We start from the raw sequence: 21,259 nt of genomic DNA, 5'->3' as shown, positions 1-21,259 counted from the left end.
TTATTGCTACTATGTATGGGCGGCAAAATAGCAGGTCAAGAATACACGCACTTTACTTATATCCGCGCTAATCCGTGTTCTGCTTCAAACTCCTCTAGCTTCTTTAGCACAGCGGCTATGTTTTCCGTGAATAGCACAACTACCGCACCTTCCGGCGCATTGGCCAGCACATAATCCACGGCCTCCAACTCATTTTCAATGTAGTTGATGGGTAATTCGGCGTGGTCAAGGCGTAAGCCGCGCTCCATGATTTCCTTGAGTTGCTCAGCCGTTTTGCCGCGCAAGTCCCGGTCCTGGCGTAGAATCACCTCATCGAAAATGCGGCCGGCTATCCGGGCAAAGCCCAGCGTGTCTTCGTCGCGCCGGTCACCCAGCCCCGATACCATGCCAATTTTTCGCGTTGCTTCCGTAGCGTTCAGGAACTCCGCGAATTTCTCGATGCCGTGGGTGTTGTGCGCATAGTCCACAATCACTTCGAACTTCGGGAAGTTGAACACGTTCATGCGGCCCGGCGTCTTACTGGCCGAGGGCACAAACGTGCGCAACGCCAGCTTGATGTCCTCACGCTCGAAACCAGCCAGATAGCCGGTCAGTGCCGTCGCTAAACTGTTTTCGATGTTGAAGGTGGCCCGGCCACCGAAAGTAATCGGAAACTCAGCGGCTCGGTCGATGCGGAGCTTGTAGCTGTTCTTGTAGATGGTTACGTAGCCTTCCTCATACACTGCCGCAACGCCGCCGGCCTCCACATGGTCGAGGATGCGGGGGTTGTTTTCGTCCATGCTGAACAGGGCCACGCGGCAATCCAGCTTTTCGCGCATGGCGTACACCAGATTATCGTCAGCGTTGAGCACGGCCCAGCCGTTTTTGCGCACCGTGCGGGGCAATACCCCCTTTACGGCCGCCATTTCCTCTACCGTATGAATGTCGCGCATGCCCAGGTGGTCGGCGGCTACGTTGGTTACCACAGCAATGTCGCAGGTATGGAAACCCAGCCCGGAGCGCAGCATGCCACCACGAGCTGTTTCTAGCACGGCATAGTTGATGGTAGGGTCTTTGAGCACAAACTCCGCGCTTTGCCCGCCCGTGCAGTCGCCCTTTTGCAACTGTCGGCCCTGAATGTAGATGCCGTCGGTAGTGGTAAAACCTACTTTGTAGCCCTTCGTGGTTACCATGTGGGCAATTAGCCGCGTGGTTGTGGTTTTGCCGTTGGTGCCAGTAATGGCAATGATAGGAATCCGGGCATTGGTACCACGCGGAAACAGCATGTCCACCACGGGTTCGGCCACGTTGCGGGGCAAGCCGTCGGTGGGCGAAATGTGCATCCGGAAACCGGGTGCGGCATTCACTTCAATTACAGCGCCGCGCGTTTCATTCAGCGGTACAGCAATATCGGTGGTCATTAGGTCAATGCCGCAGATATCGAGGCCTACAATGCCTGCCACCCGCTCAGCCAGCAGCACGTTGTAGGGGTGCATCAGGTCAGTAACATCGGTGGCGGTGCCGCCAGTACTGATGTTGGCTGTGCTTTTCAGGTACAGCGTCTCCCCGTCCGGCAGCACCGATTCCAGGGTAAGCTCCCGCCCTTTCAAGATGTCAAGGGTATGCTTATCGGCCTTGATGCTGGTGAGCACCTTTTCGTGGCCAAAACCGCGCCGGGGATCTTCGTTTACTTTGTCAATTAGCTCCTGAATGGTCCGTTGCCCGTCGCCAACTACGGCGGCCGGGGTGCGCTTGGCGGCGGCTACTAGCTTGCCGTTCACCACCAACAGCCGGAAGTCGAACCCCTCAATGAACTGCTCTACAATAACGGCCCTGGAGTAAGCTTGTGCCATAACAAGGCCCTCCACGGCATCTTCCCAGTTCATGATGCGAATGGTAACGCCCTTGCCGTGGTTACCATCCAGCGGCTTAGTTACCAGCGGGAAGCCTAGGTCTTCAATAGCATCGCGCAGGCCATCCTCGGAGTACACAGTGGTTCCTTTCGGCACCAATACGCCCGCGTCGTGCAGCATAGCTTTCGTGCGATTCTTGTTGCCAGCTATTTCCACCCCAGCGTGCGAGGTGTAGCTGGTGGTAGTGGCCCAGATGCGCTTCTGGTTGACGCCATAGCCCAGCTGAATGATGCCGCTGTTCTTAAGCTGGATGTAGGGAATGTTGCGCGAAGCTGCCTCCGATACAATACTCCAGGTGCTCGGCCCAATGAATTCCTCTTCCCGGATTTCGTGCAGTTCATCGATGAGCGGTTTCAGGTCCACCTCCTTGCCGTTGCAAAGGGCTTCCACTATTTCCACAGCGGCTTCGGCGGCTCGGCGGCCAGCTCGTTCCTCCTGGTAGCTGAACACCACAAACTCGATTCCGTCTTCGCGCGCCGGGTACGACTTACCCCAGAACACCGGCATACCCGCCTGCCGCTGCAACTCCAGCGCTACGTGCTGAATAACGTGGCCTAGCGGCTCGCCGTCGGCTAGTTGCTCTTTGGTTAGCGGTGGGTGTTTGACGGCGTGCTTCTGCGTTTCAAAAGAGGCGTGCGGCTTACCGATTTCTGGCAACAATTCAGTCAGCCGGTCAGCCAACTCAGGCACCGCGTTAGACCACTGGTCGGCAAAGTCTTCGAGGTCCACTTTCATTACAATCAGCTTGTAATGCTTAACGGACCAGTAGCTGGGCCCGCGCATGGTGCGTAGGTCAATAATCTTCATAAACCAAAACAGGGAGTGGAAGGCGAGTATGCGCGTTGTACGCGGAAGTTAAATGTAGGGATTTGAGCCTGTAAAGCCACCATATTCTCTTTCACCCTTGCTCACACCTAGCATTCAGGCAGGGACAAGCTCAACAGGCAGCTATAGCGCCAGTTGCGGCATCTGGGTGAATACTGGCAGCAGCAGAATATTTTTTCGGCCGGTTAAACCCAGACCACTATTTCAGCTCCATAACAGCATGGAAACGATATACACCGGAATCTGGCAACCTAAAGTTTACGACTTCACTGAAGGGCAATTGCGCGTAGAAATCCTGCCGGCGCAGGTATCGGCTGCTACCACTTCCATTAGTCACCGCATCCGTATTAAAGCGGTAAACCTCCCTCCTAATAGATACTTAGTGGCGGAAACTTGGGTGGAAGAAGTGTACCCTGACGATGAAGCTGTGCGCCGCCGTTACCATTCCTTTTGTGGCGCCGACGCCGAATACTGGATGAACAACTTTTATCTGCTGCATATGCAGCCGCTAGCCGACTGAATAGCTAGACTGTCCCGGCACGAAAAAGCCCGCTGCAAGTTGAACTCGTAGCGGGCTTTTTCGGGCTTGTACTTGAGGTGACGGGCGGATTCGAACCGCCGTAGGAGGTTTTGCAGACCTCTACCTAGCCACTCGGTCACGTCACCGGATTGGGGATGCAAACTTACACCTTAATCCGACTTATGCCAAACCCTGAGTGATATTCCTGCCTCCGGGTGCTGTAAACAACTGTTTTTCTGAGAGAAGAATTTCCTGAAAATATTTCACTGGTACGAATGGCACAAAAAAAGGCCCCAGAATTCTCCGGGGCCTCTCTTGTTACGAACGAAAAAGCTTAAGCTTTCTCTTCGTCTTTTTTGTCGGCAGCGTCGTCCGAATCGAGCAGGTGCTTGGCACGCTCAACTACGTCGCCAGCTACTTCGGTTACCTTGTCCAGGGCCGCGGAGGCAGCGCCTGTTACGGCCGACAGGATACCACCTTCGGCAGCAGGAGCAGCCTCAGCAGCAGGAGCAGCTTTGGAAGCGAGCTTCTGCTCACCTACTTGGCGCTCCGTACCCATCATCTTGTCACGCAGAGCCGACAGAGCGTCTAGGTCGCCGAGGGTCGACTTCTCAGCAACAGGCTGCTTCTTGAGGTCGGTCAGCTTGCCTTCGCCTTGTGCGGAACCGGCAGCCTGGCCAGCGGGGCCTTTCTTCTTGAACTTGGCAGCACGCGTGTCTTCTTCCTGCTGCTGGTTGTAAACAGCGGTGTGCGACAGTACGATGCGGCGGTCATCCTTCGAGAACTCAACCACGCGGAAGTCCAGCGATTCGCCGTTCTCGGCGTTGCTGCCATCCTCTTTCACCAACGACTTTGGATATGCGAAACCTTCGATGCCATATGGCAACTCAAGTACGGCACCACGGTCCGTCTTCTCGGTGATAGTAGCCTTGTGTACCGAGCCAGGGGTGAATACCGTCTGGAACGTATCCCATGGGTTTTCTTCCAACTGCTTATGGCCCAGGGCCAAGCGACGGTTAGCAACGTCCAGCTCGAGCACGAGCACGTCCAGACGGTCACCTACCTTCACTACTTCCGAAGGATGCTTGATCTTCTTGGTCCACGACAGGTCAGATACGTGTACGAGGCCGTCAACACCTTCTTCCAGTTCCACGAACAGGCCGAAGTTGGTGAGGTTACGCACGAGGCCGTTGTGCTTGGTACCTACGGCATACTTGGTGCCGAAGTCGCCACGAGTCCAAGGATCTTCGCTCAGCTGCTTGATGCCGAGGCTCATCTTGCGGTCTTCGCGGTCGAGGGTTAGGATCTGAGCCTCTACTACGTCGCCCTGCTTGATGAAGTCCTGCGGGTTGCGCAGGTGCTGGCTCCAGCTCATTTCTGAAACGTGGATCAAGCCTTCTACGCCAGGGATGATTTCCATGAATGCGCCATAGTCGGCTACGTTCACGATGCGGCCTTTCACTTTCGAGCCTACGCCCATGTCGGCGGGCAGCGAATCCCATGGGTGAGCAGTCAGCTGCTTCAGACCGAGGCTGATACGCTTCTTGGCTTCGTCGAAGTCCAATACTACGATGTTCAACTTCTGGTCGAGCTGCAGTACTTCGCTCGGGTGAGCGATACGGCCCCACGAGATGTCGGTGATGTGCAGCAGACCGTCAACGCCACCAAGGTCAATGAACACACCGAAGTTGGTCATGTTCTTGATAACACCTTCCAGAATCTGGCCTTTCTCCAGGTTGTTGAGGATGGCTTCGCGCTGCTTTTCGAGGTCTTTCTCAATCAGGACTTTGTGCGAAACTACCACGTTGTCGAAAGCGGCGTTGATTTTCACCACTTTCACTTCCATCCGACGACCAACATAAATGTCGAAGTCACGAATAGGCTTCACGTCGATTTGCGAGCCGGGCAGGAAGGCTTCTACGCCGTCCAGGTCCATGATCAGACCACCTTTGGTCCGACGCTTTACTACGCCTTCGAGGATGGTGTCATTCTCCAAAGCATCGTAGATAGACTTCCAAGCCTGCTTGATCTTGGCCTTCTTGCGGCTCAGGATCAGCTGGCCGTTCAGGTCTTCCTGGTCTTCGATGAACACCTCAACCTCGTCGCCGATTTTCAGGTCGGGCAGGTCGCGGAATTCGGTGATGGATACCAAACCATCAGACTTGAAGCCGATGTTTAGGATTACGTCGCGCTCGGTGATGCCCACCACAACGCCTTTTACTACTTCTTCTTCCTGTACGGTGGTCAGCGTGTCGCCGTACATCTGCTCCATTTCGGCGCGTTGCTCGGAGGTATAGTTACCACCGAAGCCTGACGCTCCTACGTTGTCCCAGTCGAAGTTATCAACTACTTCAGCCATTTGTTGCTTGTAGCCCTGCTGTACACGTCCGGCTCAGGGCCAACTCCGGAACGCGTTTTTACTTGATACACAGCGCAAAAGCGCCGGCCCGCCACCCTGACGGGGCGGCAAAGATACGGAATTCAGAGAATAGATACGAGCTTCACCTAGCTGTATATATTTTTGATTCATTTGATAGGACAATTTCGTTTTATTCAGGTTTATAAATGAAAAAGGGCACTTCCATAGAAGCGCCCTTTTTCTTGCATTATATGTCTGTCGAAGGTTATGCCCGGCCCATCTCGCGCAGGTGTGCTACGTGGGAAGCTACGGCGTAGCGCATTTTAGGGTATTCATTGTACTCCACGCCAAATTCCTCGCAAGCCTGACGGATGATTTTGTTGAGCGCCGGATAGTGGATATGCGAGATATTGGGGAACAAGTGGTGCTCTACCTGGAAGTTCAGGCCGCCGACCAACCAACTGATGACTTTGCTGTCAGTAGCGAAGTTAGCGGTAGTTTTGATTTGGTGGATAGCCCACTCATCTTCCAGCTTATTGGTGATTTCGTGGGGCATGGGGAAGGCAGCGTGCTCCACAGTATGAGCCAGCTGAAACACGATGCTCATGGTGAAACCTACCACGGTAGCAAACACTAGGAAGCCCAATATCCAAGCTACAAAACCAACGGTATAGATAGGTAATGCCACGAATAGGAACAAGTGCAGCGCCTTAAATCCCCAGAACACACCTTGGTCGGAGGCGGTCATTTTCTTGATAGGCATCTCGCCAATTTTGCCTTTGAAATACTTCTGGTAATCCATGAAGAAAATCCAGGCAATGAAAAGCAGCGCGTAGAAAAACCAGAAGTACAGGTGCTGGAAACGGTGGAAGCCGTAGCGCGTTTGGGTGCTGCTTAAGCGCAACCACGGCTGAGCGTCCAAGTCATCGTCTACGCCATCCACGTTGGTGTACATGTGATGAATGAGGTTGTGCTTCATGTTCCACATAAAGCTATTGCCACCAAGTACATTCAGCGTGAAGGAGGCAAACTGATTCACCCACTTAGACTTGCTGAACGAACCGTGGGCGCCGTCGTGCATGACGTTGAAGCCAATGGCTGAGCCTACCAAACCTAGTAGCGCACATTCCACCAACGCTAGCCAAGTAGGAGGCGTCAGGAAAACGAGATGCAGGTACAGGGCTACAAATGAAACCGTAAGGATAACGGCTTTGGCGAACAGCCGGGAGTCGCCGGTGGTATCTTTGCCGGCTTCGGTGAAGTAGGCATTAGTGCGGAGTTTCAACTCTTTATGGAAAGAGCGTGAAGCCGCGAATTTGGGTGCTTGCATAAAAGCGTATAGTGAAGAGAATACTGCAAAGGTAGCCCCTACAACGCCAGCTCCTCCGGAATCGTCCATAAGCCCCGCATTTTGCACATTTTCCGCACACGCTTCAGCAAAACCCAAGCCACTTAAGCTCAACCATTCCAGCAGTTTCGCGCTGATATCCAATCACAAAGCCTTAGCGTTGCTATTCAGAGCATTTTTATCGGCTAACTACTATAGATTCTGGTACCGTTACGACTACCGCCGGCTGACTTCTCCCCCACCCCACGGCAGACCGGATTTTAGCAAGGGCTGTAACTGCTTCCGCGGCACGAACAGCCGAATTTCGCCTTGCGCATATGACGCAATTTCGTAGGGCGTGTAGATGAATACTGCGCCGCCACTAGTCAGGTACGCGTTGTAGGTAACGGGCATCTTCTTCACGAACAGGAATTGGTCGAGTGCTACATTAGCGGGCTGCTTCAATGTACGGCGCACTGCCTGTTCCAGCAATAGACTGAGCTGCGCCTGGGCATCAGGCCGAATAATATCCTTGAAGTGCAGTTCCTGTCCTGTATGGGCATTGAATGTGGCGGCACTGGTGCCATAATTACCGTGCGCACCACCGCTGTAGCTGTACGAGAAAAAGCCCAGACTCAGTAGATTATCTTGGTTCCAAAGGACGTGAGTGGCCGACTGGTCTTCGAAGCGCAGCACGTAGTCGTAGGATGGCGCGGTAGAGCTGGTGTCAGGTTCCGTAGGCAGGTTGGGAGCTAGTTCGGCTACACTGGCGCGGTAGTCTTTCTGAAATGCGCTGAACCGTTGCTGCCAGTACTGCTGTACCGAAGCCGGTACGGCTTTGGTAGACAGCGAATCGCCGCGCAGGTTGCGCAGCATTGCATCGGTGAGAGCACGCTGGCTAGCTTCTGAGCCGTTAGTAGGGAGCAGCACATGCAGGCTGGTGCGGCCGTAGGGCGAAGCCGGCTTGTTGGGGTAGGCCGCTACCGAATCGGTGAAATAGCGCGAAGCGAAACGGATACTGCCGGGCAACGTGACTTCGCGCAACTGCACTTGCTGGCCGCCCCGCGTACCCCTTAGCTCCTTACCCGTTAGGTGCAGCCGCCACACTGGGCCGCTGCTATTGTCGTCGGCAAACGTCAGGTCTCGGTCGCGCAACACAATGCTGTCGGGCTTGGCTTCGGTGTTGTAGTCCGTCCCGACTTCGTATGGCTGGCCATCGGCCCCGCTGTAAGAGCCCACAAACATGGCGGCGCGGCGGCTTTCAAAACCTGCGGGCCAGGTTTGCAGGTGTAGCGTGATGCTGTCGGAGCCGAGAGTACCGCGGTAGATTCGGTACCAGGTGCCAGGCGAATCCTGCGGGCCGCTGGCCGTTAGTTGCTGGGTGGGAGCAGTAGTGGTAGTAGTACCAGAATCGGTTTTGGATTGGCAGGCGGCTAGCATACTAAGCAGCATCACCGACAAGCGTACAGGGTAATAGGCAACTGAAAAGGCCATCTGGCTGGAGTTGATGAGTGAATATATGTGCAAGATATTGTCAGAAAAGTACCTCAGCAGAATCTTCAGCGTATGTACAGACATCAAACCCATTCTACATCTCCTACATACTTTTCACTGATGAGCTACATCAAAGCTGGCCAAGACGTTAACGGCGAAGAAATAAAACTACACTACACCGACCAAGGACAGGGCAAACCCGTTGTGTTGATTCACGGCTGGCCCCAGAGCCACGAAGCTTGGACTTACCAGCTCGGTGAATTACCCAAGCATGGTCTGCGCGTAGTAGCTTACACTCGTCGCGGTTTCGGTAACTCCTCGAAACCATTCGAGGGATACGACTACGATACCCTGGCCGACGACCTAAAGGCTGTACTCGACACGCTCGACCTGCAAGACGTAACGCTGGTAGGCTTCTCGATGGGCGGCGGCGAAGTGGCCCGCTACATGAGCCGCCACAACGGAGCGCGCGTGTCGAAAGTAGCCTTCATATCGGCTGTGACGCCTTATTTATTGAAAACCGACGACAATCCCGACGGCGTAGACAAATCAGTGTTTGACGATATTCAGAAGAATATTGCCAAAGACCGGTTCGACTTCCTGCAAACGTTCGGCAAACAATTCTACGGCGAAGGCCCGCTGTCTAACCCCGTGAGCAAAGCTGTGCTCGACTGGTCGTTCGGTATGGCCTCGTTGGGCTCACACCAAGCTACCGTAGCCTGTGGCCATGCTTTTGCTGAAACCGACTTCCGCCAAGACTTGGCTACCATCAAAGTGCCAACGTTGGTAATTCATGGCGAAGACGACAAAACAGTACCTGTGAAGAACAGTGGTGAGCGGATGAGTGAGCACCTCACCAACGGTACTTATGTGGTATACGATGGTGCCCCTCACGGCCTGTTCATCACCGAGAAAGACAAACTGAACCGCGACCTAATTGACTTTGCCACCAGCGGCACGGTCCGTAGCGGCGAAGAAAGCTAGAAGTTACTACACACAAAAAAGCCCTGCTTTTCACAGAGAAGCAGGGCTTTTTTGTGTGTAATGAGTGCTACAAGCATGACCTAGCTCCTTTCGACCTCCATTCATAGGCCACAAAAAAGCCGGAAGCAGCGCTTCCGGCTAGTTATTGAGGTAGGCATGCCAGTTATGGTCGATGGTACCGGCGCTGAGTTTGAGGAAACCAGATAAGGTTGGTTTCTTCGGCTGCTGTCTTATCGTGAGGCCGGCTTCGGAGGGGGTGCGGTGCCCTTTGGCGTGGTTGCACCGGGAGCAGGCCGTCAGCAGATTGCCCCAACTGGAGTCGCCGCCGCGCGAGCGAGGTAGCACGTGGTCGAGGGTCAGGTTTTTGGTGGAACCGCAGTACTGGCATTCGAAATGGTCACGCTTCATGATGTTGTGGCGGCTCAGGGCAATGCCTTTGTAGGGCACGCGCACGTAGCGCTGCAACCGGATGATGCTGGGCTTGGGATACGAGGTGCTAACGGTACGTATCACGCCGTGCTCCGAGTTGGCAATCATCTCGGCTTTATCAAGAAACAATAGAACAAATGCTTTCTGCACACTGCACAGCGTAATGGCCGTGTAATCACCATTCAGAACTAAAACTTTTTGGTCCATACGCTCAAACGGATAAGAATCATGTGGTACAGCGAAAGCTATATGATTCTAAGCGTATTAACAATAGCTGGAAAGTTTAGTTTCTCCTGGTTATGTATAGTTTACGATTGGTTGCAGACCATTTTTGAAGCGGCGCTAGAACCACTGAAAAACGGATTTATTCGGCTAGCAGGCGCTTGATGAGGCGTAGCTTGTGGGTGTACTTCTGCCGGCTGCGGTTGAAGATGCCGTTGTGGTCGAGTGGGTCGATGCGGACTTCGCCGCTGGCGTGAATAATTTGCTGGTCTTCCAGTAGCAGCCCAACGTGCACAATGTTGCCGTCGGCGTTGTCGAAAAAGGCTAGGTCGCCGGGCTGGGTTTGGGCCACAAAATGTACGGTTTGGCCAAGGTTGATTTGCTGGCGAGCGTCCCGCGGGAGCTGTACCCCAATCAAACCATAGAGTTGCTGCATCAGGCCCGAGCAGTCGATGCCGAACAGGCTTTTGCCACCCCATAAGTACGGGGCCTTCATGTACACCAGCGCCATTTTCTGGAGCAGGCGCAGGCGGGCATCCAAAGGGCCGTGCGGGCCGTGGCCATTTTGGGGGTTGGTGGCAGCGCCGTTGTAGAACAACTGCCGCTCCCCTAGGCGCAGGGTCATGCCATCGAAAAACGGTAGCCGGGAGCCTAGCTGCACCGGAATGCGCGTGTCGGGGTCACTCACCATTTGCACGACGTCCAGGGTACGCGGGTGGTCTTGGGCCTGCCAGGCGGCCAAGTACTCGGCCGTGACGGGCGTGTGCTGCTTAACGTCCATCCAGCCCACGTACTGGTCGGCGGTGGTGCGCACTTGCTGCCACTGGTTTTGCACCTGCAAAATGGAATAGCACTCGCCGAAAATCAGCTGGGTAACTATTTCGGCTTTGTCTGTAGGTTCGGCGCGTACCGGCACGACGCTCAGCGCGCAGATTCCGTGTTCCAAGGTGGTGAAATGGTGAGGTGGTGAATTTGTGAAATATGGGCAGTCTTGACAAAGCGTACCCGTTAATCTTCAGCACGAAGCTCCCTTTTTAAGCTGAACTCGCCAAGTATCTTTCACAAATTCACCACTTCACAAACTCACTACTCACCGCTCCGGGCGCGGTCTAGCTCGCGCTTCTGGTCTTTCTCCTTGATGCTGTCCCGCTTGTCGAACAGCTTTTTGCCTTTGGCCAAGGCAATTTCCAGCTTGGCAAAGCCCCGGTCATTCACAAACATGCGGAGGGGAATGATGGTGAGGCCCTGCTCCTGGCTTTTGTTGTGGAGCTGGTTTAGCTCGCGCTTGTTGAGCAGCAACTTACGCGGGCGGGTTGGTTCGTGGTTGTTGTAGGTACCGGCGGTGTATTTGGCAATGGTGAGGCCGTGTACCCACAGGCCGCCGTCGGGCTGGAACACGCAGAAACCGTCCTGAATCTGCACGCTCCCGTCGCGGATGCTCTTGATTTCGGTGCCTTGCAGCATGATGCCCGCGTCATACTTCGCCAGAAACGCGTATTCGTAGGAAGCGCGGCGGTTCAGGATGTTGACGCGCTTGGGGAGGTCTTCTTTCTTACTCACGATGGTTTTGAATAATATCTCGCAGTGGTACGCAGCGGCGGGCGCAAGGTCTGATTAGAGGCGGGCAGAGCCGTTACAGTTGCTCCCGGAGCGCGACAAAGCGGGCCTGCAACTTAGCCTGGCTCACAATGCGCTGGCCGGTACGGCCCGTGGCTACCAACCGCTCACCCACACGGGCTTCTACGCGGCAAGTCAGCGCGGGGCCTTCCAGTTGTTCAAAAATAGCTCGAATTTCCACGGTTTCTCCTTCGAAGGCCGGCGCGTGGTGTTCGATAGTTAGCAACGTGCCAATACCCACCTCCCCTTCTTCCAACATTAGCTCCACAAACTGCCGGCTGCACCATTCCACTGCCTGCCCCAACGCAAACGTGCTCAGTACCGGATGAATCAGCTTGCCGTTGAGCACCGCAAAGTCCTGCGGCGCCACCACGTGCACATACGTCTGGATGTCGCCGGGCTGAAAAGAGTTACGCATCGTTCTTCGTTGTGGGTATTTGTTTTTCGTGATGGTTATCTAGGCTGTGTGGACAGCAAACAAAAAGACGGTCATGCAGAGCGCAGCGAAGCATCTCGCCTGCTGAGGTTGGTTTAGTAATCTGCCATCAGCACGCGAGATGCTTCGCTGCGCTCTGCATGACCGTCCTGTTTAGAGTAGAAACCCTTATTGTCCACACACCCTAGCTTATCCGCTCTACGAAAAACAAAAAGCGAATAACGAAGCCTATACCAGCTTTAGGCGCGGGTCGGAGCTGACTAGCTGGGTGGCGAAGTCACCGGCTTCGTACTGAAAATGGGCCGTCATGGCAATCATGCCGGCGTTGTCGGTGCAGTATTGGAAGGCGGGGATGAACACCTGCCAGTTTTGCACGGCGGCTTCGTCTTGCAGCGCTTGGCGCAGTCCGGAATTGGCAGCTACGCCACCAGCCAAAGCGATGTGCGTGAGGTGATGGTCGTGGGCGGCGCGGCGGAGCTGGCGGAGCAGCGTTTGGATGATGGTATGCTGGATGCTGGCGCACAGGTCGGGCAGGTTTTCCTGCACGAAGTCGGGATTCTTGGCCACTTCTTTTTTCAGGAAATACATTACCGCCGTTTTCAGGCCGCTGAAGCTGAAGTCGTAGCCCGGCATGGCGCCTACCGGGAATGGGAAGCGGGTAGGGTTGCCTTCGCGGGCTAGCTTGTCGAGATGAGGGCCGCCGGGGTACGGCAAACCGAGCTGCTTGGCGGTTTTGTCGAAGGCTTCGCCGGCCGCATCGTCGATGGTTTGGCCGATGATTTCCATGTCCAGCGCACTGCGCACAATTACCAGCTGAGTGTGGCCACCGCTCACGGTGAGGCACAGAAACGGAAATGCCGGCCGCGGCTCCTCAATGAAGTGCGCCAGAATATGGGCCCGCATGTGGTTGACGGCAATCAGCGGCTTATTTAAGGCCAAGGCCAGCGTTTTGGCGAACATGCCGCCCACTAGCAACGAGCCCAACAGCCCCGGCCCTTGGGTAAACCCTACAGCATCTAGGTTGTGCTTGGCAACCCCGGCTTTGTGCAGCGCGGCCGTTACCACGGGCAGCAAATGTTGCTGGTGGGCGCGCGAGGCCAGTTCGGGCACTACGCCGCCATACTGCTCGTGCACTTGCTGGGTGGCCACCACATTGGAGCGAATTTCACCGTCCACCATGACGGCCGCGGAGGTGTCGTCGCAGGAAGATTCGATGGCGAGAATAGTAGGCATGTGGGAAGGATGAGGCAGCCGAGCCGGCCACTTGGCTGCGGCCGGCTTGACTGCAATAAGTAGTTATGCAGTTTTGAAACTTGCCCGAGCAACGTTTCAGGTATCACCTAACAGCTACGCTAGGTCTTCGGGTTCTTCTATTTCCTCGAATAGCGCGGCGTAGAGTGGGCGCAGGGTTTCACTGGCGTTGCTTAGCAGCTTCGGGTACTTGTCTTGCGGACCAAAAATGGCGAATAGCACCGATTCCCAGAGGTAATTCGCTACTTCCTCGCCGTCTTCGTTCTCTAATTCGTCAATCAAATACTGCGCAAAGTTAGCTTTGAAATTCAGCAGCATTGTTAGTTTTTCCGCGCTTTCAAACTGCTCGGCAAACAGCTTGTGGTGCTTGTGTTCCTGCGTGGATAACAGGCAGCTCATGAAAACTGGCAGGCTCTGCTCGGTGATACCAAACTTCTCGACGAAAGCGGGCGTGAATTTCACTTGTATTTCCTGATGCTCTTCGTCTACGGTCTTCATGTACTGCTTCACCAGCCCGAAATACGCGTCGCTCGTCAGGCCCAATGCAAACACGGCGAAAGTAGAGGGCATGGCACACTCCTCGGCATTGATGTTGGTGTACCACTCATGGGTTTTCATGGCAATACCGGCGTACTCGACCAGCAATGGATGCACACTCTCGTAGGCTACGGCATTGGCAAACAACGCGTGTATGCCTTTCTTCGGGAGTCCTTTAATGGGCAGCCAGGTTTTCTGCTTGGCCGTAAACTCAATGGAGTAGCTTCGGGGGAAACTAGTTTGCAACAACCGGTTGATGAACCAGAAAATCTGCTGGTAGCTGGCGGCATCCTCCTTTTTCAACGTCACCTTGATAGTGGCAAAGGCGTCGTTGGCTACGCAGCTTATCTGGTCGTCTTTATACTCGGTTACCTCTTTAGGAAGCTCGCCGCTGCCAAACTTCTTGAGCCGAGCTACTTCGTCCGAGCCCAAATCGGTGGCCATCTGGAAATATTGGTTGGCTGTTACGCTGGCATAGCTCGGGCCGTATTTGAGGTGGCAGACTGCCAAGTAGCACATGAACTTCAGGTGGTCGGGAGAGGCCGTAGTGGGGTCAGCTTCCGGCCTGAGTTTTAGGGCCACTACTATAGTGCGTTTGTTGGCTTCGTTTTCGTTGTAGAAGAAAGGCTTCTGTATGTTGGCTTCCACCCATTTATCGAGGGGGTAATGAATGCCATTGAAGCCTTGCTTGTCGATTTTCCGAAGCTTTTCAACAAACTCTACTGCTCTTTCCAACCTGAAAGGCGTCTGCTGAAAAAAGTATTCTATTAAAGGACTATCAAGGCAGTTTTCCTCACCAGACAGTTGATAAGGGAAAGGGTAAATTTTGGCGGGCTTGCAGGTTCCAGCAAACACAGCGTCCACATATTTATCCAACAAGGCTTCGTTGCCTTCTACTTTGGTGATGTAATTGATGTTCATAGAATATAGCTAGGAGGTTGGGCAATCAGCTGCTAGTATAGCTCTTACCAGGTTACAGTTCAGTAACTGCTACCGTTTAGCTTTTCGTGCTTTCCAGCAAACCGGGCTACTTGCTACCAACTTATCAAGTCGTAGGCTACTATCCCGCTCCGTAGCAGCCGGCGTGGCGATGCCTGACAGACGGAATCCACAGTGAAGTTCGTTTGAAAGCTTAAACCAATTCCGCTTCCTAGCGTCAGAAGCTTAACCATTGGCGGCGTGGTATCGTTCTTGCCACGGCAGTTGCCCGCCTGTACCCGGTTAGCATACGACCACTAACCCCGTATCTTCGCTCCTTACGCCCCGTTTCGCCTGTGCCTCGTTTCCTCTCCATCCTGCTCAAAGTGCTGCTCGGCCTAGTGCTGGTGCTAGTGCTCGTGGTGGTAGGCGCGTTGGTGGCTTTGCGCGTGCCCAGCGTGCAAACGCGCATTGCCCGCGAGGCGGCCACCATTCTCACCGACAAACTGGGCCAGAAAGTGCTGGTGGGCCGGGTGGATGTGCGTCCGTTTTCCAGGGTGCTGCTGCAAGGCGTGCAAGTGCTGGACCGGCGCGGCGGGGAGCTGTTCAATATTGGCCGGGCCGATGCGTCCATCAGCTTGTTTAGCGTCTTCGACCCTTCGCACCTGCACATCAGCAACCTGACGCTGGAAGAGCCACGCTTTTCGCTGGTGACCTACAAAAACCAGCCCGACTCCACCACCCTCTCGCAGTTTCTGAGCGCGGTACGGCGGCTGGTGGGCCCCTCCGATACCACCAAAGTCAGCAAGCCGTTTGACTTCAAGATTGAAACCGTCAGCCTGCGCAACGGCCGCTTCGTGCTCGACAACCAGGCCACGCCCCGCGCCGAGTACTACGGCCGCTCCATGGATTACGCCCACATGTACCTCGACAGCATCTACGCTGAGGTATCGGAAATTCAGCTGCACGGCGACACAATTCACACCCAGATCAACAACCTGCGCACGGTGGATACGCCCTCCAACACGCGCCTGCGTGAGCTGACGGCCAACATGACCTACGCCGATAAGTTCTGGGAATTCGATAAGCTGACCCTACGCGTCGGCCGCAGCCAGATTCATGATTACCTACGCTTTGAGTTCCGGCGCTTCCTTAATTTCACCGATTTCAACGACTCGGTGCGGGTGGTGGCCCGGCTCAAACCGTCCCGCATCTACTCCAGTGATATTGCCTTGTTTGCGCCCCAACAATCGGTGCGCGACCTCAAGGAAACCGTGCTCATTGCGGGCCAAGCAGAGGGCTATGTCCGTAATTTTCGCACCAAGAACCTAGATGTGCGCTACGGACGCAACACCCGCGTAGTAGGCGACATTGCGGTAGAAGGCCTGCCCAATTTCCAGGAAAGCTTCATTGAAATGAAGCTGCAACCCTCGGTGGTGGATGGGCGCGACATTCGGCGCTACATTCCGGCCTCGGGCTGGCCGTACGTGCAGCGGCTGGGTACCGTGAAGCTGAAAGGGCAGTTCCTGGGGTTCTACAACGACTTTGTGGCCAACGGCTCGTTTGATACCGCCTTGGGCTCGGTGGTGTCAGACGTGAACCTGAAGTTCAAAACCGACCCGCGCTACTCGTCTTACAGTGGTGACATCAAGACCACTAATTTCCAGTTGGGCCGCTTGCTGGGCCAGGAGCAAGTGATTCGTGACGTGACCATGAACGGGCGCGTGCAAGGCGTAGGCTTCTCGCTGAAAGATGCTACCCTCACGGCCCGCGCCACCGTGCAGCGCATCTGGCTGAACGGTTACCGGTTCCACAACATCACCACCGACGGGCGTTTCAGCCGCGAATCGTTTACGGGCCGCGTGGCCGCCAACGACCCCAACCTGCAATTCGATGCCGACGGTACTATCAACCTCAACAAAGCCGCACAGGCGTTTGACATGCGGGCCCGTGTCCGCCGCGCCGACCTCAAAGCTCTGGGTCTCACCCAGCAAAGCGTAACGGTAGCCACCACCGCCGACCTGAAATTCCGGGGCCTGCGCCTCGACGATTTGCTGGGCCGCATTATCCTGCGCAAGACCCGCCTGGGCTACGCCGGCCGCACCCTAGCTCTGGACACGCTGGATTTGCTGAGTGTCCGGCGCGACGGCCAGCGCCAACTCCGGATGCGCTCCGAGGCGTTCCGGCTGACCGCCGTGGGCAACTACAACTACACCGAAGTAATCAAGAGCGCGCAAGTGTTGCTGACGGAATACCAGCTCAATTTCGAGAGCAACGATGCGGCTATTGCCAGCTACTACCGCCGCAAGCGCCAGTCACCGATTCGGGAGTACGCCATCGATTTGGATTTGTACCTGAAGAAGCCGAACCCGGTGTTGCAACTGTTTGTGCCGGGCTTGAAGGTGTCCAACAACTCGCACATCGACGCCACGTTCCGCAACGGCCAGACTTCCATCTTCCAGATGGGTGGCAGCTTCGATACGCTGCAGGTTGACAGCATCCGCACCTACCGCACTGATTTCGACTTCACTACCTCCAAATTACCCTATCAGCCCGAGGTACTGGCGCAAGCCAGCGTGACGTCGGAGCGGCAGGTGCTGCCGGGCTTGGGGGCCACGCAGGGCTTTTACCTGGAAGGCGTGTGGGACCAGGAGCGCATCAATTTCTCAACGGCGCTGGCCCAAACCAACACCACTAACAAAGCGCAAATCAACGGGGCGCTGTCGTTTCTGCCCGACGCGGTGAAAATCGTATTCCGGCAGTCGGGCGTGAATTTGCTGGGCAAGGATTGGCAGATTGCGCAAGACAACGCGGTGGTGATTTCCAATAAAGGCAAAGAGATTGATATTCAAAATCTAAGCCTAAGCAACGGACCACAGAGCATCAGCGCCCAGGGCTTTATTTCGCAAGACCCGGCTAAGGAGTTGAAACTGCTGGTGAAGGACATGGAGCTGGCCACACTTACCTCGCTCACCAAGCAGAACATGACCGGCCGCGTGAATGCCGAAGGCACGGTAAGCGGTATTTTCGGGTCGCTGGCCCTCAACTCCACGCTGGCCGTCGATTCGTTGGCGCTGGATAAGGTGCTGATTGGCGACGTGAAGGGCAGCAGCAGCTGGGACAACCGCGCCAGCCAGGCCCTCCTCGACCTGGATGTGCTGCGCGACGGGCAACGAGTAGTGCGCGTGGCAGGTACCATTGCCCCCAACCGCGAGAATGAGCAGCTCAACCTGACGGCCGTACTCGACAATGCCCCCGTGAAGCTGGCCGAGCCGTTTTTGAAGACGCTGTTCCGGGACTTGGGTGGTACGGCCGTGGGCACTCTGCGGCTAGCCGGCCGGCTCAGCGCGCCCCACCTCACCGGCACCATCGACGTGTCGGAGGGGCAGCTTACGTTTATCTACCTGAACACCACCTACACCTTCTCCGACCGGATTCGATTTACCGATGACCGGATTTCGCTGAACAATATCAAGATGCGCGACCCGCTGGGCAACTCCGGCACCATCAGCGGCGACATTTTCCACGACGGTTTTCAAAACATGCGGCTGGCGCTGGAGGCTTCCTTCCGCAAGATGCTGGTGCTCAATACCACCCGCAAAGACAACCAACTGTACTACGGCACAGCCTACGCCACCGGCTCGGCCCGCGTAAATGGCCCCTCTACCAACCTGGTAGTAAACGTGCAGGCCAAATCCGACCCCGGCACGCGCCTTTCGTTGCCGCTTGATAACGCTGCCAAAGCCGAGCAAGCTAGCTACATCCGCTTCGTCAACCGTAACCTGCTCGATACGGCCCGTACGCCGGTGCCCATTGGCGTGCAGGAAAAGGTGGATTTGTCGGGAATTCGGCTGAACATGAACTTGGAAGTGACGCCCGATGCTTACGTGGAAATCCTGCTCGACGAAAGCACCGGCGACGTAATCCGGGGCACGGCGGCGGGGCGGTTGCGCCTGAACATTGATACGCGCGGCGACTTCAACATGAGCGGGCAGATTGAGATTGTGCGCGGGGCCTACAACTTCACGCTGCAGGGCTTGGTCAACAAAGAATTTGTAGTCCGGCCGGGCGGTACCATCGTGTGGAACGGCGACCCGCTAGCCGGCGAAATGAACGTGACGGCTGCTTATACCCAGCGCACTTCGCTGGCCCCCGCCCTGCCCGGCAACACGGCCGTGGTGCCCGTTACGGCTGTTATGAACCTGACCGGACCGCTGCTGCTGCCCGCCATTAAGCTCAACCTGGAGTTCAACGATATTCCGTCGTCGTTGGAAGGCGACCTGGCCCCATTTCTGTCATCGTTGCGCAATGATGAGCAGGAGCTGAACCGGCAGGTATTCAGCTTGGTAGTGTTCCGTCAGCTGGCGCAAGTGGGCTCGTTGTCATCGGTTACCTCATTGCGTGGACAGGACAACGCCCTGGGCAACAGCCTCGGGCAGATTATTTCCACCCAACTTGGGGCCCTTACTTCGCAACTCGACCCCAACCTGGAAATCAGCTTCAACTTCAACGGGCTTTCCGCCGAGCAGCTTCAGGCCTTGCAGGTGCGGCTGAGCTACTCGTTTCTGAACGGACGCCTGCGCGTGACCCGGGAAGGCGGCTTCAGCAACACCGGCACCGTCACGACGTCTACGGGCGTGCCCATTGCCGGCTCTAACGCCAACACCTCGGTTATCGGGGACTTGAGTTTGGAATATGCGCTGCGCACCGACGGGAAGTTCCGGGCCAAGCTACGCTACGAAACCACCCCACGCGACTATAGTGACCTAACCAACCAGAACCAGGCCCGCGCAGGCATCTCACTATTGCATACCGAGCAGTTCGACTCGCTGACCGAACTATTCGCCCGCAAGCACCTGCGCCGCCGCGAAACCAACGCCCGCAAAGCTCGCGAAGTCCTCAACATCGACGACGACCCGCGGACGACGCTATAACTAGTTGAATTGCTGCATAGTTGAATGGCTAGTCGTTCTAGCGGTTTGTTGAACAGCCAACAATTCACCTATGCAGCAATTCAACAATTAACAATCAATAACAAACCTGCAACCATTCTCCGATTACCTTTGCCAGCGTATGCCCCCAACCCGTCCGACCCGTAAGAAAAAGCTTGGCAGCTACCCGCACACTATGGTAGTGTTCAGCATTACGCTAGCGTTGCTGGTAATTGGGCTATTTGGGTTGCTCTTGATTCACGCGCACAAGCTCTCCAACCTAGTCAAGGAGAATATTGAAATGCAGGTGTACTTGGAGCGCGACCTGCCCGCAACCGAGCTGCTACGGCTTCAGCAGGACTTCTCGCGCAAGCCCTATATTGCCTCGCGCGACAACAAGCCTCAGGTACGGTTTCTGTCGAAGGAAGAAGGCGCCAAGCAGTTCATCGACCAAACCGGCGAAGACTTCAAGAACTTCCTCGGCGACAACCCGCTACGCGACGCGTACATCCTGAAAATCAAATCCGAGTTTTCCGATTCGTTGCAGATGGGCCGGATTGAGCGGGAGTTGAAGGCCGAGCCGGGCGTGCACGAGGTGCAGTATGTGCAGAGCCTCATCAGCTCTATCAACCAGAATGTGCGCAAGCTGAGCCTAGTGCTGCTGGGCTTTGCGGTGGTGCTGACCGTTGTGGTGACGGTGCTTATTAATAATACCATCAAGCTGGCTCTGTTCTCGCAGCGGTTCCTGATTCGGAGCATGCAACTGGTGGGGGCTACGCCGTTCTTTATTCAGCAGCCGTTTTTGCGCCGTGCCACTTGGCAGGGCCTAGCCAGCGGGATTCTGTCGGCTTTGTTGCTGCTGGCGCTGCTGCAATACGCCTACCTGCAAGTGGCCGATCTCCGCGTCCTCCGCGACGACCGGCTGATTGGAGCGTTGTTGCTGGTAATGGTGGGGCTGGGCTGCGGCATTGGTTTTCTGAGTTCCTACCGCGCCGTGCGCAAATACCTGGGCATGTCGCTGGACGAACTGTATTAAATGCATAATAGGAGCCAATAATTAGGCGGCTAGATGATGTACTAACTTTCTGAATCTCCAAGCCTCAGGCCTCTACTAAACTAAGATCCTAATCAACTAAGACCATAAGCCTCATGGAACCTACGCAACAACCTCGCTTTGCTTTCGGGACCCGCAATTACCGTTTGATGTTCATCGGACTGGCCGTACTGGCGGCCGGCTTCATCACGATGACGCTAGACACGGCCGATTACGGCGAAGGATTCCTCGGTATTACACTGGGGCCTATTCTGCTGATTATCGGGTTTCTGATTGAGTTTTGGGCTATCATGGCCCGGCCGCACGGCCCCGCTCCCATTGCCGCCGACGCCACTACCCGCGAAACGCTGGCGCAGCAGCCTGCTCCCGCCGCACCAGTGGTCCCAACCTACAAGCGTTAATACACAGGGCCTTTAGGTTTGGCTAACGTTCTGAAGTGGTCTATTCGAACCCGAACATCAGC

The 21,259-nt window shown here is 55.5% G+C and carries 15 protein-coding genes and 1 tRNA gene; 5 read left to right on the top strand and 11 right to left on the bottom strand.

The features are described 5' to 3' along the window. Window positions 1–56: 56 nt before the first annotated feature. Window positions 57–2,699 carry a cyanophycin synthetase gene (gene cphA / locus G536_RS0105595; protein WP_022822605.1) on the bottom strand — a complete coding sequence of 881 codons (2,643 nt, stop codon included), beginning with the start codon at window positions 2,697–2,699 and terminating at the stop codon, window positions 57–59. Between the two features lie 238 nt (window positions 2,700–2,937). Here cphA and G536_RS0105590 point away from each other — a divergent pair, with 238 nt between their 5' ends. Beyond that, on the top strand, window positions 2,938–3,237 hold the full coding sequence (locus G536_RS0105590) for a hypothetical protein (RefSeq protein WP_022822604.1): 300 nt from the start codon (window positions 2,938–2,940) through the stop codon (window positions 3,235–3,237). A 75-nt stretch (window positions 3,238–3,312) separates the two neighbouring features. Here G536_RS0105590 and G536_RS0105585 read toward each other — a convergent pair. From G536_RS0105585 to G536_RS0105570, 4 genes are all read right to left on the bottom strand, one after another. Further along, a tRNA-Cys gene (locus tag G536_RS0105585) sits at window positions 3,313–3,383 on the bottom strand. Between the two features lie 188 nt (window positions 3,384–3,571). Next, a complete protein-coding gene (gene rpsA / locus G536_RS26440) occupies window positions 3,572–5,596 on the bottom strand; it encodes a 30S ribosomal protein S1 (RefSeq protein WP_022822603.1) in 2,025 nt (674 codons plus the stop codon). A 265-nt stretch (window positions 5,597–5,861) separates the two neighbouring features. Beyond that, the gene (locus G536_RS0105575; RefSeq protein WP_022822602.1) at window positions 5,862–6,926 is read right to left on the bottom strand and encodes a fatty acid desaturase family protein; all 1,065 of its coding nucleotides are present in this window, start codon (window positions 6,924–6,926) and stop codon (window positions 5,862–5,864) included. Window positions 6,927–7,160: 234 nt separating this feature from the next. Continuing rightward, window positions 7,161–8,417: a DUF3298 and DUF4163 domain-containing protein gene (locus tag G536_RS0105570; protein ID WP_022822601.1), complete on the bottom strand. Its 1,257-nt coding sequence runs from the start codon at window positions 8,415–8,417 to the stop codon at window positions 7,161–7,163. Window positions 8,418–8,537: 120 nt separating this feature from the next. On the opposite strand from G536_RS0105570, the gene G536_RS0105565 reads away from it, so the two are divergent. Continuing rightward, window positions 8,538–9,401: an alpha/beta fold hydrolase gene (locus G536_RS0105565; RefSeq protein ID WP_022822600.1), complete on the top strand. Its 864-nt coding sequence runs from the start codon at window positions 8,538–8,540 to the stop codon at window positions 9,399–9,401. 138 nt (window positions 9,402–9,539) lie between these two features. Here G536_RS0105565 and G536_RS0105560 read toward each other — a convergent pair whose 3' ends face one another. The 6 genes from G536_RS0105560 to G536_RS26435 all read right to left on the bottom strand — a co-directional run bounded on the left by G536_RS0105560 (window position 9,540) and on the right by G536_RS26435 (window position 14,814). Beyond that, window positions 9,540–10,037 (bottom strand): HNH endonuclease, encoded by a 498-nt coding sequence (locus G536_RS0105560; RefSeq protein WP_022822599.1) that lies wholly within the window; start codon window positions 10,035–10,037, stop codon window positions 9,540–9,542. A gap of 157 nt (window positions 10,038–10,194) precedes the next feature. Further along, window positions 10,195–10,998, bottom strand: coding sequence for a C40 family peptidase (locus G536_RS0105555; RefSeq protein ID WP_022822598.1), 804 nt, complete (start codon window positions 10,996–10,998; stop codon window positions 10,195–10,197). A 140-nt stretch (window positions 10,999–11,138) separates the two neighbouring features. Then, window positions 11,139–11,615, bottom strand: a complete 477-nt coding sequence (gene smpB, locus G536_RS0105550; protein ID WP_026879859.1) for an SsrA-binding protein SmpB — start codon at window positions 11,613–11,615, stop codon at window positions 11,139–11,141. A gap of 70 nt (window positions 11,616–11,685) precedes the next feature. Next, entirely contained in the window at window positions 11,686–12,087 is a 402-nt protein-coding gene (locus tag G536_RS0105545) for a thioesterase family protein (RefSeq protein ID WP_022822596.1), read from the bottom strand. Window positions 12,088–12,333: 246 nt separating this feature from the next. Next, window positions 12,334–13,338: a tRNA (adenosine(37)-N6)-threonylcarbamoyltransferase complex transferase subunit TsaD gene (tsaD, locus tag G536_RS0105540; protein WP_022822595.1), complete on the bottom strand. Its 1,005-nt coding sequence runs from the start codon at window positions 13,336–13,338 to the stop codon at window positions 12,334–12,336. 114 nt (window positions 13,339–13,452) lie between these two features. Then, window positions 13,453–14,814, bottom strand: coding sequence for a DUF6138 family protein (locus tag G536_RS26435; RefSeq protein WP_022822594.1), 1,362 nt, complete (start codon window positions 14,812–14,814; stop codon window positions 13,453–13,455). A gap of 353 nt (window positions 14,815–15,167) precedes the next feature. Here G536_RS26435 and G536_RS0105530 point away from each other — a divergent pair, with 353 nt between their 5' ends. The 3 genes from G536_RS0105530 to G536_RS26430 all read left to right on the top strand — a co-directional run bounded on the left by G536_RS0105530 (window position 15,168) and on the right by G536_RS26430 (window position 21,197). Continuing rightward, window positions 15,168–19,745, top strand: coding sequence for a translocation/assembly module TamB domain-containing protein (locus G536_RS0105530; protein ID WP_022822593.1), 4,578 nt, complete (start codon window positions 15,168–15,170; stop codon window positions 19,743–19,745). 139 nt (window positions 19,746–19,884) lie between these two features. Then, window positions 19,885–20,778 (top strand): cell division protein FtsX, encoded by an 894-nt coding sequence (locus G536_RS0105525; RefSeq protein WP_022822592.1) that lies wholly within the window; start codon window positions 19,885–19,887, stop codon window positions 20,776–20,778. 113 nt (window positions 20,779–20,891) lie between these two features. Continuing rightward, window positions 20,892–21,197 carry a DUF3098 domain-containing protein gene (locus G536_RS26430; protein WP_022822591.1) on the top strand — a complete coding sequence of 102 codons (306 nt, stop codon included), beginning with the start codon at window positions 20,892–20,894 and terminating at the stop codon, window positions 21,195–21,197. Window positions 21,198–21,259 lie beyond the last annotated feature (62 nt).

The organism is Hymenobacter norwichensis DSM 15439, from assembly GCF_000420705.1.
Taxonomy (GTDB): Bacteria; Bacteroidota; Bacteroidia; order Cytophagales; family Hymenobacteraceae; genus Hymenobacter; species Hymenobacter norwichensis.
The sequence above is the reverse complement of the archived record's forward strand: the minus strand, read 5'-3'. Positions and strand labels throughout refer to the sequence as shown.

Coding starts and splice junctions, on each gene's coding strand:
- cphA (WP_022822605.1), bottom strand. CDS start 2,699: ATGAAGATTATTGACCTACGCACCATGCGCGGGCCCAGCTACTGGTCC.
- G536_RS0105590 (WP_022822604.1), top strand. CDS start 2,938: ATGGAAACGATATACACCGGAATCTGGCAACCTAAAGTTTACGACTTC.
- rpsA (WP_022822603.1), bottom strand. CDS start 5,596: ATGGCTGAAGTAGTTGATAACTTCGACTGGGACAACGTAGGAGCGTCA.
- G536_RS0105575 (WP_022822602.1), bottom strand. CDS start 6,926: ATGCAAGCACCCAAATTCGCGGCTTCACGCTCTTTCCATAAAGAGTTG.
- G536_RS0105570 (WP_022822601.1), bottom strand. CDS start 8,417: ATGGCCTTTTCAGTTGCCTATTACCCTGTACGCTTGTCGGTGATGCTG.
- G536_RS0105565 (WP_022822600.1), top strand. CDS start 8,538: ATGAGCTACATCAAAGCTGGCCAAGACGTTAACGGCGAAGAAATAAAA.
- G536_RS0105560 (WP_022822599.1), bottom strand. CDS start 10,037: ATGGACCAAAAAGTTTTAGTTCTGAATGGTGATTACACGGCCATTACG.
- G536_RS0105545 (WP_022822596.1), bottom strand. CDS start 12,087: ATGCGTAACTCTTTTCAGCCCGGCGACATCCAGACGTATGTGCACGTG.
- tsaD (WP_022822595.1), bottom strand. CDS start 13,338: ATGCCTACTATTCTCGCCATCGAATCTTCCTGCGACGACACCTCCGCG.
- G536_RS26435 (WP_022822594.1), bottom strand. CDS start 14,814: ATGAACATCAATTACATCACCAAAGTAGAAGGCAACGAAGCCTTGTTG.
- G536_RS0105525 (WP_022822592.1), top strand. CDS start 19,885: ATGCCCCCAACCCGTCCGACCCGTAAGAAAAAGCTTGGCAGCTACCCG.
- G536_RS26430 (WP_022822591.1), top strand. CDS start 20,892: ATGGAACCTACGCAACAACCTCGCTTTGCTTTCGGGACCCGCAATTAC.